We start from the raw sequence: 13,433 nt of genomic DNA on the forward strand, positions 1-13,433 counted from the left end.
ATGCCCCCTCGGCCCGCGGGGCCCGGCAAACGGATCTCCCGCGGGTCCGGCCCGCGAACGACTGCGCGCTGGCATCCTGACGAGATGACCGGGTTTCGGTTTTCGCACAACGTCTTCGGCATCGCTTCACGGGACGAGTTCGTGGCCACGTGCCGGCGCGCCGAGCACAACGGCTACGACGCCATCTTCGCCGCGGACCATCTGGGGGCGCCGTCACCGTTCCCGCTCCTGGTCGCCGCCGCTGCCGCCACCGACCGGCTCCGGGTGGGCACCCTCGTGCTCAATGTCGGCTTCTGGAATCCCACGTTGCTCGCACGCGAGATCGCGACCACCGACATCCTCACCGGTGGCCGGCTCGAGGTGGGGCTCGGGGCCGGGCACATGAAGTGGGAGTTCGACGAGGCCGGCATCGCGTGGGAGCCGTTCGGAGTCCGCACCGAACGGCTGGCCGGCACGGTCGAGGAACTGCGTCGCCGGTTCCGGTCCGACGGCTTCGAGCAGCAGGCCGCGATGCGGGCGAACTTCGGCATGCCCGTGCTGCGGCCCGTGCAGCGCCGCGGATTCGACGGCTCCGGGCCACCGCTGATCGTCGGAGGTACCGGCGATCGTGTCCTGCGTCTGGCGGCGCAGCAGGCCGACGTCGTCGGGGTCGCCGGGGCCTTCCAGATCGCCGGGCAACCACCCGGCACGTTCCGGATCGCGACCGCCGCCGAGACCGACGAGCGCGTCCGCTACGCGCGTGGATGCGCCGGCGACCGGGCTGCCCGGATCGAATGGCAGATCCTGGTGCAGGTGGTGATCGAGACCGACGACCGGGCCTCGGCCGCAGCCGAACTCGCCCGGAGGTTCGGGGACGTCATGGCGGTGGAGGACATCCTCGAGACGCCCTTCGTCCTGCTGGGGACCGTCGACGAGATGGCCCGGCAGGTCGCGGCGAACCGCGACCGCTACGGCTTCAACCACTTCACCGTCCACGAACCCCACGCCGACACGTTCGCACCGGTCATCGCCGCGATCCGGGCCCACCGGGGGTGACCCCGAGAGCAAAGATCAGGGTGCAGATCCGGGGGAATCCCGATGGTTTCCGGCGCCTGCGCGAACCAGACTCGATGTCATGACCTACAGCGACTCGCCCCGACAGTTCGTCCGTTCCAGCAGCCAGCGCATGCTCTCCGGCGTGTGCGGCGGCGTTGCCGAGTACTTCGGCATCGACGTCAACCTCGTTCGCGTTGCCGCCGTCGTCGGCGCGTTCATCTCGTTCGGCACCGTCGCCCTGATCTACCTCGCGGCGTGGATGCTCATGCCGGGCGAGTGATCGAGAAATGCGAGAAGCCCGGGACACCGTGAAGGTGTCCCGGGCTTCTTCGTCTTACCTGAGCTCAGGCTTTCCGATCGTCAGATCAGAAGTCCATGCCGCCCATGCCACCGGTCGGGTCGCCCATGGGAGCAGCGGCCTTCTCCGGCTTGTCGGCGACGACAGCCTCGGTGGTCAGGAACAGAGCCGCGATCGACGCAGCGTTCTGCAGCGCCGAGCGGGTGACCTTGACCGGGTCGTTGATGCCCGCAGCGAGCAGGTCCTCGTACTCACCGGTGGCGGCGTTCAGGCCGCTGCCGGCGGGCAGGTTGCGGACCTTCTCCGCGACGACGCCGGGCTCGAGGCCGGCGTTGAACGCGATCTGCTTGAGCGGAGCCTCGAGGGCAACCTTGACGATGTTGGCACCGGTGGCCTCGTCGCCCTCCAGCTTCAGGTCGTCCAGGACCGGAGCGGACTGCAGCAGAGCCACGCCACCACCGGCGACGATGCCCTCCTCGACGGCAGCCTTCGCGTTGCGGACGGCGTCCTCGATGCGGTGCTTGCGCTCCTTGAGCTCGACCTCGGTCGCAGCGCCGGCCTTGATGACAGCAACGCCACCGGCCAGCTTGGCCAGGCGCTCCTGCAGCTTCTCGCGGTCGTAATCCGAATCCGACGCCTCGATCTCGGCGCGGATCTGGTTGACGCGACCGGCGATGGCGTCGGCGTCGCCGGCACCCTCGACGATGGTGGTCTCGTCCTTGGTGACGACGACCTTGCGGGCGCGGCCCAGCAGCTCGATGCCGGCGGTCTCCAGGGACAGGCCGACCTCTTCGCTGACGACCTCGCCACCGGTGAGGATGGCGATGTCGGCGAGCTGCGCCTTGCGGCGGTCACCGAAGCCCGGAGCCTTGACGGCGACGGACTTGAAGGTGCCGCGGATCTTGTTGACGACCAGGGTCGAGAGGGCCTCGCCCTCGACGTCCTCGGCGATGATCAGCAGCGGCTTACCGGCCTGGATGACCTTCTCCAGCAGCGGCAGCAGGTCCTTGACCGTGGAGATCTTGGAGCTGACCAGCAGGATGTACGGATCCTCGAGGACCGCTTCCTGACGCTCGGCGTCGGTCGCGAAGTACAGCGAGATGTAGCCCTTGTCGAAGCGCATACCCTCGGTGAGCTCGAGCTGCAGGCCGAAGGAGTTGGACTCCTCGACGGTGATGACGCCTTCCTTGCCGACCTTGTCCATGGCCTCGGCGATGAGCTCACCGATGGTGGAGTCGCCAGCCGAGATACCGGCGGTGGCAGCGATCTGCTCCTTGGTCTCGACCTCCTTGGCGGTGTCGAGCAGCTTGGCGGTGACGGCCTCGACGGCCTTCTCGATGCCGCGCTTCAGACCCAGCGGGTTGGCGCCGGCAGCGACGTTGCGCAGACCCTCACGGACGAGCGCCTGAGCGAGGACGGTGGCGGTGGTGGTGCCGTCGCCAGCGACGTCGTCGGTCTTCTTGGCGACCTCCTTGACCAGCTCGGCGCCGATCTTCTCGTAGGGGTCCTCGAGCTCGATCTCCTTGGCGATGGAAACACCGTCGTTGGTGATCGTGGGGGCGCCCCACTTCTTCTCGAGCACGACGTTGCGACCCTTGGGTCCCAGCGTCACCTTGACGGCGTCAGCGAGGCTGTTCAGGCCACGCTCGAGGCCGCGACGTGCCTCTTCGTCGAACGCGATGATCTTGGCCATTGCGAAGTGATCCTCCGGATTGGGGGTGACACACAGGACGATCGCTCGTCGGATCGCCCTATTTACGCTTCCGGCCAGGCTCGGTGCCCGCGACGGACGACCAGGGGTGTCTAGGTTCCCGGTCTCACCGTCCCGACCTGGCACTCACGAGTCGCGAGTGCCAAGTGCATTCTTAGCACTCGAGGGGGGTGAGTGCAACGTCGCGGGGAGGTCTCCGCCGACGGCGAACACCACCCGCCCGTCACCCCTGCGTCGCGTCTACCCCAGGCAGGTCTGGCCGGTCTTCAGATTCCACGCGAACGACAGCGGTCCGACGCAGTTGACGCCGCCCTGTTCGGCCGTCGCGCCCGAGCCCCAACCGGCGACCGCGAAGGTCGCGTAGCCGTCGTCGGCCCACGAGTGCGCGATGCCGCCGCCGATCGCCAGCGCAAGCGACTGACCGTTGCCGCGCGAGGCGCTGAGCGCGGTGCCGAAACCGGTCGCGAGGCTGTTCGACGAACCGAGGTCCTGCGCGACGGAGACCGCCGTGCCGCTGTCCATCGCGGCGGAGCGGGCCACGCCCTGCTCGAACGCCTGGGCGCCACAGCTCGCGTAGTCCGAGACCTGGATGTCGTTGGGCGTGCCCGGCGACAGGCATGCCACCGGCGCCGCCGCAGCCGTACCCGCGCCGATCATCGAAACACCCGCTGCCACACCGATTCCCGCTGCAGCGATCACCGCAGACCGGGTCATCCGGCGACCGAGATCGGAAATTGCACGCAGGCGGGAAACGGTCGACATCGAGACTCCTTCACGAACGGAAAAGGGAGCGCCGGGCAGGCTCCGGGAGTGCCGCCGGGCGTGCCCGAGACAGTACCCGTTCACGTCCCGGATGCCAGGGATTTCGATAGCGAACCGAAGTAGGTCGGCGCGTCACCCGAATTCGGTCAGCAGCGCCGGCAGATCGGCCACCGAATCGATCACATGGTCGGGCCGATCGACCGCCAGATCGAGGACCGGCTGCCGAAACTTCCCCGTCCGCACCAACACCCCCGCCATGCCCACCCGCTGCGCCGGCAGCACGTCGCCGCGGAAGTCGTCACCGACCATCACCGTCGCCGCCGGATCCGCACCCATCAGTTCCGCCGCGGTGAGGAAGCCCGTGAGCGACGGCTTGCCGACCGCCACGATCCGCGAGCCCGACGCCTCCTCCAGCCCCGGCAGATACGCGCCCGTGTCCAGCCGCAGGCCGTCGGACTCCGACCACATCAGCGCGCGATGCATCGCCACGACCGGCACGCCCGCGACCATGAAGTCCAGCACCCGACTGAGGGCCTCGTGCGTGAATTCGGCTCCGGCCCCGCCGAGGACGATCACCTCGGGATCGACGTCGTCGAACTCGACGCCTTCCATGTCGGCACGGATGTCGCCGTGATTGAGCAGCATCACGCGGGCACCCGGATAGGTCGACCGCAGGTACTCCGTCGTGAGCCGGACCGCGGTCACGATCTCGTCGGGCCGCACGTCGAACCCCGCGGTCGCGAGCTCGGATGCGATCTCGTCGCACGTCCTCGATGTGGTGTTCGTGAGGAAGGCACGAACACCTCCGCGGCGACGCAGCTCGTCGAGCGCCTCGACGGCACCGGGCACCGGTTGCCACGAGGTGACGAGCACACCGTCGATGTCGAACAGAACGCCCTCGACACGGCTCATGGATTCGAGGGTATCGGCCGAGCGCCGGGCCGCGCCGGGGATGCGAAATCCAGGCCCGTGAGTGACCTGCCGCACACACCGCCGGTGTCAGGGCCTAGGATCCACGGGTACGCGTGACCTCCTGTACCACCTAATTCGAACTGGAGAGCCGGACCGTGACGAACACCCTCGAAGCAACCATCGAGATCGCCGCCACCCCGCAGGACGTGTGGACGATCGTCTCCGACCTGAAGCGCATGGGCGAGTGGAGCCCGCAGTGCCGCAAGATGCGCGTCTCCGGCGAGGTCCGCGAGGGCACCAAGACGTTCAACCTCAACCGCAAGGGCTTCCTGGTGTGGCCCACCACCGCCAAGGTCATCCGGTTCGAGCCCAACAAGGCCATCGCGTTCCGGATCGCCGAGAACCGCACCATCTGGTCGTACACCCTCGAGGCCACCGAGACCGGCACCCGCGTCGTCGAGCGCCGCGAAGCCCCCACCGGCACGAGCCAGCTGTCGCAGTTCCTGATCAAGACCGTCCTCGGCGGCGCGGAGGCCTTCGAGGCCGACATGATCGTCGGCATGAACACCACGCTCGCGCGCATCAAGAGCGAGGCCGAGGCAATCGCCGTCGGGCCCCGCTAGCACATCGCGACCCACCGGTTCGCGGCACTCACGTAGCCTGTACCAGCACGTGCGGCGAACGCCGCATCACCCGAACAGGTAAGAGGAGCTCGTGGCACGTCGACCGACACCCCCTGGTACCCCCCAGCCCACCGGCGTCGGCCACGTCATCGGCCTCGTCAAGGCTGCCGTCCCGCCGCTGCACCCCGCCGGCCTGCCGTTCGTGCTCGCCCCGCTCGCGGTCGCAGCGGTGGGGCGCAACCGCAAGTGGGTGCGCCGCGCCGGCCTCGCCTCCGCGGCAGCGTGCGCCACGTTCTTCCGTCACCCGCACCGAGTGCCGCCCAACCGGCCCGGTGTCGTCGTCGCCCCCGCCGACGGTGAGGTCGCGCTCGTCGACAGCGCGGTTCCGCCCGCCGAACTCGGCATGGGTGACCAGCCGCTGCCCCGCGTCAGCATCTTCCTGTCGGTGCTCGACGTCCACGTCCAGCGCACGCCCGTCGCCGGACTCGTGAAGAAGGTCGTCCACCAGCGCGGACAGTTCCTGTCCGCGGACCTGGCCGACGCCAGCGAGGTCAACGAGCGCAACAGCATGCTCCTCGAGACCGCCGACGGCCACGACGTCGCCGTCGTGCAGATCGCCGGCCTGCTCGCCCGCCGCATCGTGTGCGACGCCAAGGAAGGCGACAAGCTCACCATCGGCGACACGTACGGACTCATCCGTTTCGGTTCGCGGGTCGACACGTACTTCCCGGCCGGCACCACGCTGCTCGTCGAGCGCGGCCAGCGCACCGTGGGCGCCGAGACCGTCCTCGCGCAACTGTCGTGAGACCGCCCCGCCCCAGCGGACGGAACGCGGTCCGATTACTGCCGAGCATGATCACGATCCTCGCGCTCTGCAGCGGGTTGTCCGCGGTCAAGTTCGCGCTCGACGGCGAACTCGGCACCGCGCTCGCGATGATCGGGGCGGCCGCCGTCCTCGACTCGCTCGACGGACGCATCGCCCGGATGCTCGACGCCACCAGCAAGATCGGCGCCGAACTGGACTCGCTGGCCGACGCCATCTCCTTCGGCGTCGCCCCCGCCCTGGTGCTGTACGTGACACTGCTCGACGGCAACAACTTCGGCTGGATCATCGCGCTGCTGTACGCGGTGAGCATCGTGCTGCGCCTGGCACGGTTCAACACCCTGCTCGACGACGACACCGTGCCCGCGTACACGAAGGACTTCTTCGTCGGCGTCCCCGCACCGGCCGGTGCGCTGATCGCCCTCACCCCGCTCGCCGCCTACATCCAGTGGGGCGACGGCTGGTGGTCGTCGATCGGTGTCGTCACGGTGTGGACCCTGTTGTCGGCGGCCCTGATCGTCAGCCGCATCCCCACCCTGGCGATGAAGTCCGTATCGGTGCCGGGCCGCATGGCCGCCGGACTGCTCGCGCTCGTCGCCCTCGCCGCAGCCGCCCTGGTCACCTACCCGTACATGCTGCTGATGGTCCTCGTCGCCGTCTACCTCGTGCACATCCCCTTCGCGGTCCGGTCCAAGCGCTGGGTCGCCGCGCGCCCCGAAACCTGGGACATCAAGCCGTCCGAGCGCCGCGCCATCCGCCGCGCCCCCGGCGGCAACCGCCGCTCCGCCGCCCGCCTGGGCCTGCGCCGGCCGCGGTAGTCGCCTCCGCGTTTTGCGCACTTATCGGTCTCGGGCAGGCCCCGGGAAGACCGATAAGTGCGCAAAACGTAGGCCGTCAGTGCCGCCGACGTGCACGACGCAGGGCGCCGTCGACGAGGTCGACGACCGCGACCGGATCCACGAGCATCTCGGCGGTGACGAACACGATCTCCCATCCGGCCGCGCGCAGCCGGTTCTGACGGTCGCGATCCCGAGCGAGGGCGAACTTCTCGCCGTGCCAGCGCCCGTCGTACTCGACGGCCACCCGCTCCTCCTCGAAGCCGAGATCGACACGCGCGACGAACCGCCCGTCTACGTGGATCTCCACCTGCGGAGTCGGTGTCAGACCGGCCAGACACAGGCGGACCCGCAACTCCGATTCCTTGGGCGACTCGGCGCGCGGGTCGGTGAGGGCCAGCGCCTCACGCGCTCGGACGACGCCGTGGTCGCGTCGGCCGTCCAGGTAGCGCTCCATGCCCGTGCGGGACGTCATCCCGGCGCCCAGGATCCGGTCCGCGTCCGCCACCGCGCGGACCAGCGCACCGGTCGCGAGGACGTCGAACGTCATCCGCTCGGGCCGGGCGATCGCGATGCGATCCCACGGTTCGTGGTCGGACGGATCGATGGCGACGCGGCGCACCTGCAGCCCCGGACGCCGGTTGACACGGTGCCCCGGCAGCGCGATCACCTCCACCGGGTCCGACGTCGAGGCGAGCGGCACGCCCCGCACGACCGCCGCGGACCGTCCGGTCAGCACCAGCGTCCCCTCCCCGGTGAGCGCGGCCGCCCGGCACCGGAGCTCGTGGCTGTCGCGGACGACGCTCGGGCAGTACACGCCGCGAAACAGCCGCCGCACGCGCGGGCCGCGAAGCTCCATCGCCGTCAGGGCCCCGTCGCGGACCGCGTCCACGCCCAGGAACACCTCGGGCAGTTCCGGTCTCCTCATGTTCGGACACCCTGCCGGACCGACCGGGCCCGAATCCGTCCTCGCACCGACTTATCCACAACCGCCGTCCCGCGATTCGCGCACTTATCGGTGTTCCCGGGGCCCCGACGGCACCGATAAGTGCGCAAATCGCGGGGAGGGAGGGGACGCGTCGGGCCGCACTAGGCTGGCAGACGTGACCTCCCCCGAACTGACGCTCACGGTCCGACTCAACACGTCCGCCGCGGACGCCCGACGCGGTGTGGTGCGACTGCACCCCGAGGCCCTCGCGGCGCTGGGGCTGCGGGAGTGGGACGCGATCGCCCTCGTCGGGGCCCGGCGCACGGCCGCGGTCGCGGGACGAGCACCGGCCGGAACACCCACCGGCACCGCGTTACTCGACGACGTCACGCTCTCCAACGTCGGGCTACGCGAGAACGCGACGGTGGTGGTCACCCCCGTCACGGTGTACGGCGCACGGACGGTCACCGTCAGCGGTTCCTCGATGGCGCAGCATTCCGTCTCCGACACCACACTGCGACAGGCGCTGCTCGGCAAGGTCCTCACCGTGGGTGACGCCGTGTCGCTGCTGCCGCGCGACCTGGGCCCCGGCACCAGCACCGCGTCGGCGACACAGGCGCTGTCGCGCACGTTCGCGGTGACGTGGACGTCGGAGCTGCTGACGGTCACCGGCGTCGACCCGTCGGGCGGACCGGTGAGCGTGCAACCGAATTCGGCGGTGAGCTGGGGGTCCGGGGTGCCGGACGCGACACCGGCGCCGGTCTCGGGCACGCCGACCGCGGCGCCGACCGTCACCGAACCGCGAACCGGCTCGACGGTCCCCGTCGGGGACCTGGTGGGCGCCCACGCCCAGGCCGCGAAGCTCACCGAGTGGCTGGGACTCGCACTCGACGAGCCCGAACTTCTCCACACCCTCGGCGCCTCACCGCACCTCGGGGTCCTCGTCACCGGACCGGCCGGGGTCGGCAAGTCGATGTTGGCCCGCTCGGTGCTGGCGTCGCGTCGGGTCGTGGAACTCGACGGTCCGGGAGCTGGTGCGGCCGAAGCGCAGTCGCGGCTCCAGCAGGTCACGGCGGCAGTCGACGCCGTCCGGTCCGGTGGCGTGCTGCTCATCACCGACATCGATGCGCTGCTGCCCGCCGTGCGCGAACCGGTCTCGACGATGATCATCGACCAACTGCGCCGCGCCATCGACACCGAGTCGGTCGCGTTCGTCGCCACCACCGCACACCCCGAGAGCCTCGACGACCGACTGCGCGGACCGGACCTGTGCGACCGCGAGCTGTCGCTGTCACTGCCCGACGGTGCCGGGCGCCGGCAACTGCTGGAACTGCTGCTCCGCAAGGTTCCCACCGCCGATCTCGATCTCACCGAGATAGCATCACGCACTCCAGGTTTCGTCGTCGCGGACCTGGCCGCCCTGTGCCGGGAGGCGGCACTGCGCGCGGCGTCGCGGGCGAGCAGCGCCAAGGCCGAGCCCCGGCTGACGCAGGACGACCTGGTGGGCGCCCTCGAGGTGATCCGGCCGCTGTCGCGGTCGGGCACCGAGGAACTCGCGATCGGCAGCGTCACCCTCGACGACGTCGGCGACATGGTCGAGACCAAGCAAGCCCTCACCGAGGCGGTGCTGTGGCCGCTGCAGCACCCGGATTCGTTCGCACGCCTGGGCGTCGACCCGCCGCGCGGCGTCCTGCTGTACGGGCCGCCCGGCTGCGGCAAGACGTATCTCGTTCGCGCCCTTGCCAGTTCGGGTCAACTCAGCGTTCACGCCGTCAAGGGCGCCGAGCTGATGGACAAGTGGGTGGGCTCGTCGGAGAAGGCGGTGCGCGAATTGTTCCAGCGCGCCCGCGATTCGGCGCCGTCGCTGATCTTCCTCGACGAGGTGGACGCCCTCGCCCCACGCCGCGGGCAGAGTTCCGACTCGGGTGTCTCCGACCGGGTCGTGGCCGCGCTGCTCACCGAACTCGACGGCGTCGAACCGCTCCGCGACGTCGTGGTGCTCGGTGCCACCAACCGTCCCGACCTGATCGACCCCGCCCTGCTGCGTCCCGGCCGGCTCGAGCGGCTGGTGTTCGTGCCGCCGCCGGACGCGGACGCGCGCAAGGAGATTCTGCGGACGTCGGGCAAGTCGGTGCCGCTCGCGGACGATGTCGACCTGGACGCGCTGGCACAGGACCTCGACGGCTACTCGGCCGCCGACTGTGCGGCGCTACTGCGCGAGGCCGCCCTCGCGGCCATGCGACGCAGTGTCGATGCCGCCGACGTGACCGCCGACGACGTCGCGGCGGCGCGGGAGAAGGTGCGGCCGTCCCTGGACCCCGATCAGGTCGCGCACCTCAAGGCCTACGCGGAGAACCGGTGAGGGGCTAGCGTCGAGGCGTGGCCCCGACCGTCCGCGTGTGGGTGCCCGCCGTAGCCGCATGGTTCGCGGGCACCCTGGCCACGTTCGTGCTCGCAAACCCGCCCGAGTGGCGCGGGACGATCAACGTGACCGGCCGCCAGCTGGAGTGGTGGCTCGACGCCCTGCCCACCGGATCCGTGATCGGCGCGGCCCTCGCGGTACCGGCATACGTGGCCCTGCGACGCGCGCATTCGCTGCGGCCGGCCTGGGCCGCGGCCGTCGTAGCAGCGAGCACGCTGATCGCGGCCCGGATCGCGGTCCCGGGCGTACGCGGGTTGGTCGAGGTGACGACCCTGCACTACGCCAAGTGCGTAGCCGCTGGGCTGCTGCTCGGTGCGGCCGTCGCCGCAGTGTGGATGCGCCCCTTCGCACGATTCGTCCTCGCCACCGCGGTCGCCTCGACACTCGTCGTCGCACACACCGCGCACGCCACCAATGAACCCAGCGTGTCGACACTGGGTCCGCCGTTCTGGTGGTTGCTCATCCCGGCGCTCGTCCTCGCCGCGGTGTGCGTGGTGATCGATACGGCCCACGTAACGACCGCCGGGACCGGCCGGATCATGATCCAGGCGATCGCCGCCGCCACCACCCTCGCGTTCGCCCACCGAACGCTCGGGGCATGGATCGACGGTCAGACCACCAACTCCGAACTGCTGGTGTGGGTCTTCATCGGTGTCTGCCTCGTGCTGGTGACGGCCCTCACCGAATTCTGGGCACGACGCGTCGACAGCCCGTTCCTGCTCGCGGCGACCGCGGTGGCCGCGGCCGCCGCGCTGGTCACACCGCAGATTGCTCGACAGTTCACGCTCGAACCGTGGCTGATGGTCTCGGTCGGCGTCGCAGCGGTGGCCGGCGGGTTGGCGGTCGCGGTGCGACGTTCGTCGCCCCCACTCGGGTTCGCGCTGCTCGCGCTGATCCCGCTCTCGACCGCGATCGATCCGGACGTCGGCGACGGCCGCGCCTGGCTCCTGGCACGACTTGCGGTTCTCGGACTCGGCATCGGCCTCGCCCTCGGCTCGACCCTGCCCGACGACGGTGCCCTCGCATCGCTCGGTCTCGCGGTGCCGCTCCTGTCGCTGGTGTTCACGTACGTCGCACAGTCCGACGGCGCGATCGCGATCTACAGCGGCACGCACGAACGGCCCCCGCACACCGAGGGCGGCCTGTTCGGAGCCGTCGAGCCCTACGCGCCCGTCAGCCACCTCGCCGGAGTCGCGCTCCTGATCGTCGTGCTCTACTGCGCCGTCGCGATCCGCAGGCTGCGCACCCGTCCCGCCTCCCGAGCGGAATGACGCCGCGCGTCAGTCCACGAGGCGGTCGCCGCCGGACCGGGTGGGCACCCGAAGGCCTGCACCGAGAACCGCTGAGCTGCAGGTAACGTCGGGCCGATGACCACGAACGCCCGCTTGTCGCTGACGGCCGTCGCCACCGCGTTCGCGGGAGTGCTGGGGACGTTCGTCCTCATCAGCCGCCCCCAGTGGGGACCGCTGTTCAGTGCGTCCGAGCGCCAGTTGGACGACTGGAACGCCGCCCTGCCGACCGGTGTCGCCGTCGGCTGCGTCGTCGCCGTACTCGCGTACGGGGCGCTCCAGCGCGCCGGTTCGGCTCGACCCCCGTGGATCACGGCGGTCGTGGCGACGGCCGTCCTGATCGCGGCGCGCCTGGCGGTGTCGGGCGTGAGCGATCTCGACCAGCTGACGGTGCTGTACTACACCAAGTGCGTGGCCGGCGGCGTCCTGCTGGGTGCCGTCGTGGCCGCGGCGTGGTCGCGGGCCCTCCCCCGGCTTGCCCTCACGATCGCCGTCGCCGCGACGTTCGTCGTCGCCCACACCGCGCACTCCGACTGGACACCGAGCACGTCGATGCTCGGCGAGCCGTTCTGGTGGGTGCTGGTTCCCGCGATCGTCCTCGCGGCCGTGTGTGCGGCGGTCGACACCGACACACCCGCACGCGCCGACGCCGGGACTGTGCGCGAGGCGATCGCGGCGGTGTCGACGCTCGCCGTCGGGCACCGCCTCCTCAGCGCGTGGATCGACGGCCAGAGCGGGTCACGGTTCCGGCTGTGGATCGTCGTCGGGCTGTGCCTCGTGCTGGTCGTCGCGCTCACCGAGTTCTGGGCGCGGCGCCTCGACTCGCCGTTCCTGCTCGCCGCCACCGCCGTCGCGGCGACCGCACCGATGGTCACGACGCTCCTCGCCGACGATCATCTCCGGCTGCAGCCCTGGCTGCCAGTAGCCGTCGGAGTCACGGCGGTGGCCGCGGGCGTCGCGATCGCGCTGCGCCGACCGTCGCCGCTGATCGGCCTATGCCTGCTCGCGGTGATCCCGCTGTGGACCGCCGTCGACCCGACGGCGACCGACAGCCGAGCGTGGTTCCTCGTCGAACTCGCGGTCCTCGGTGTCGGGATCGGACTCGCCCTCGGCTCGACCCTGCCCGACGGCGGAGCCGTCGCCGCGCTGGGCCTGGTCGTGCCGCTACTGTCGCTGGTGTTCACGACGCTGGTGGGCGTCACGACCTCGTTCGTGGTCTACAGCGGAAGCTACGAGCCGCTGCCGGACGTCCCGTTCAACATGCCCAACGGGTTGTCCACGTCGGAGGCAATCGAGATTTTCGTCGACAGCGATCCGTGGCCGTCGAACGTCACTTTCGACCGCCTCGCCGGCGTCGCGCTGCTGCTGGTCGTGGTGTTCTGCGCGCTCGCGATTCGGGGACTCCGGGCGCGACTAGTCGACCAGATCCAGTTCCCGGAGCCGCGCGAAGACGAGCCGTGAACCGGGCGCGGTCTCGGGCATCGCGGCGTACTCGGCCTCGGTGAACCAGCGGATCTCGGCGACCTCGCTGGTGGCCTGCGGCTCGTCGGTGAGGTCGGCGAGGAAGCACGTCATGTGCAGGCGGGTACCGGGCTGGTGCCCGAAGGCCTCCGCCTCGAACACACCCAACCGAATGAGCGTCCCGTCCACGATCCCCGCGTCGAGTTCCTCACGGACCTCCCGGTGCAGGGCCTGTTCCGGGGTCTCACCCGGGTCGATCTTGCCGCCGGCCATGTAGAAGGCGGTCTTGCCGGCGGATCGGGCCTGCAGCATGCGGCGGTCCCGGATATGCGC

13 protein-coding genes are annotated in these 13,433 nt (G+C 70.4%); 8 read left to right on the top strand and 5 right to left on the bottom strand.

The window, feature by feature from the left end; genetic code table 11:
* The first annotated feature begins 84 nt into the window (after positions 1 to 84).
* Positions 85 to 1,035 (top strand): TIGR03621 family F420-dependent LLM class oxidoreductase, encoded by a 951-nt coding sequence (locus HUN07_RS22000; protein ID WP_174912776.1) that lies wholly within the window; start codon positions 85 to 87, stop codon positions 1,033 to 1,035.
* 79 nt (positions 1,036 to 1,114) lie between these two features.
* Positions 1,115 to 1,315, top strand: coding sequence for a PspC domain-containing protein (locus tag HUN07_RS22005; protein WP_174912779.1), 201 nt, complete (start codon positions 1,115 to 1,117; stop codon positions 1,313 to 1,315).
* Positions 1,316 to 1,400: 85 nt separating this feature from the next.
* On the opposite strand, the gene groL is transcribed toward HUN07_RS22005, so the two are convergent.
* The 3 genes from groL to HUN07_RS22020 form a co-directional block, all read right to left on the bottom strand.
* Positions 1,401 to 3,026, bottom strand: a complete 1,626-nt coding sequence (groL, locus tag HUN07_RS22010; protein WP_114718616.1) for a chaperonin GroEL — start codon at positions 3,024 to 3,026, stop codon at positions 1,401 to 1,403.
* Between the two features lie 258 nt (positions 3,027 to 3,284).
* A complete protein-coding gene (locus HUN07_RS22015) occupies positions 3,285 to 3,806 on the bottom strand; it encodes a DUF6764 family protein (RefSeq protein ID WP_174912782.1) in 522 nt (173 codons plus the stop codon).
* A 132-nt stretch (positions 3,807 to 3,938) separates the two neighbouring features.
* Positions 3,939 to 4,718 carry an HAD-IIA family hydrolase gene (locus HUN07_RS22020; RefSeq protein WP_114718614.1) on the bottom strand — a complete coding sequence of 260 codons (780 nt, stop codon included), beginning with the start codon at positions 4,716 to 4,718 and terminating at the stop codon, positions 3,939 to 3,941.
* 155 nt (positions 4,719 to 4,873) lie between these two features.
* Here HUN07_RS22020 and HUN07_RS22025 point away from each other — a divergent pair, with 155 nt between their 5' ends.
* From HUN07_RS22025 to HUN07_RS22035, 3 genes are all read left to right on the top strand, one after another.
* Positions 4,874 to 5,341 carry an SRPBCC family protein gene (locus HUN07_RS22025; protein ID WP_114718613.1) on the top strand — a complete coding sequence of 156 codons (468 nt, stop codon included), beginning with the start codon at positions 4,874 to 4,876 and terminating at the stop codon, positions 5,339 to 5,341.
* Positions 5,342 to 5,432: 91 nt separating this feature from the next.
* Positions 5,433 to 6,146: a phosphatidylserine decarboxylase gene (locus tag HUN07_RS22030; protein ID WP_174912785.1), complete on the top strand. Its 714-nt coding sequence runs from the start codon at positions 5,433 to 5,435 to the stop codon at positions 6,144 to 6,146.
* 47 nt (positions 6,147 to 6,193) lie between these two features.
* Positions 6,194 to 6,982, top strand: coding sequence for a CDP-alcohol phosphatidyltransferase family protein (locus HUN07_RS22035; RefSeq protein WP_114718611.1), 789 nt, complete (start codon positions 6,194 to 6,196; stop codon positions 6,980 to 6,982).
* A 76-nt stretch (positions 6,983 to 7,058) separates the two neighbouring features.
* Here the strand turns inward: HUN07_RS22035 and HUN07_RS22040 are convergent, their stop codons facing one another.
* Positions 7,059 to 7,928, bottom strand: a complete 870-nt coding sequence (locus HUN07_RS22040; protein WP_174912790.1) for an endonuclease domain-containing protein — start codon at positions 7,926 to 7,928, stop codon at positions 7,059 to 7,061.
* 175 nt (positions 7,929 to 8,103) lie between these two features.
* Here HUN07_RS22040 and HUN07_RS22045 point away from each other — a divergent pair, with 175 nt between their 5' ends.
* The 3 genes from HUN07_RS22045 to HUN07_RS22055 all read left to right on the top strand — a co-directional run bounded on the left by HUN07_RS22045 (position 8,104) and on the right by HUN07_RS22055 (position 13,100).
* On the top strand, positions 8,104 to 10,290 hold the full coding sequence (locus HUN07_RS22045) for an AAA family ATPase (RefSeq protein ID WP_174912793.1): 2,187 nt from the start codon (positions 8,104 to 8,106) through the stop codon (positions 10,288 to 10,290).
* 17 nt (positions 10,291 to 10,307) lie between these two features.
* Complete coding sequence (locus HUN07_RS22050) at positions 10,308 to 11,621, top strand: hypothetical protein (protein ID WP_174912795.1); 1,314 nt, start codon at positions 10,308 to 10,310, stop codon at positions 11,619 to 11,621.
* Positions 11,622 to 11,717: 96 nt separating this feature from the next.
* A complete protein-coding gene (locus tag HUN07_RS22055) occupies positions 11,718 to 13,100 on the top strand; it encodes a hypothetical protein (protein WP_174912798.1) in 1,383 nt (460 codons plus the stop codon).
* Here HUN07_RS22055 and HUN07_RS22060 read toward each other — a convergent pair.
* A complete protein-coding gene (locus HUN07_RS22060) occupies positions 13,053 to 13,412 on the bottom strand; it encodes an NUDIX hydrolase (protein WP_254623040.1) in 360 nt (119 codons plus the stop codon). The genes HUN07_RS22055 and HUN07_RS22060 overlap by 48 nt on opposite strands.
* Positions 13,413 to 13,433: the final 21 nt, after the last annotated feature.

The sequence above is a fragment of the Rhodococcus sp. W8901 genome, from assembly GCF_013348805.1.
GTDB lineage: Bacteria > Actinomycetota > Actinomycetes > Mycobacteriales > Mycobacteriaceae > Prescottella.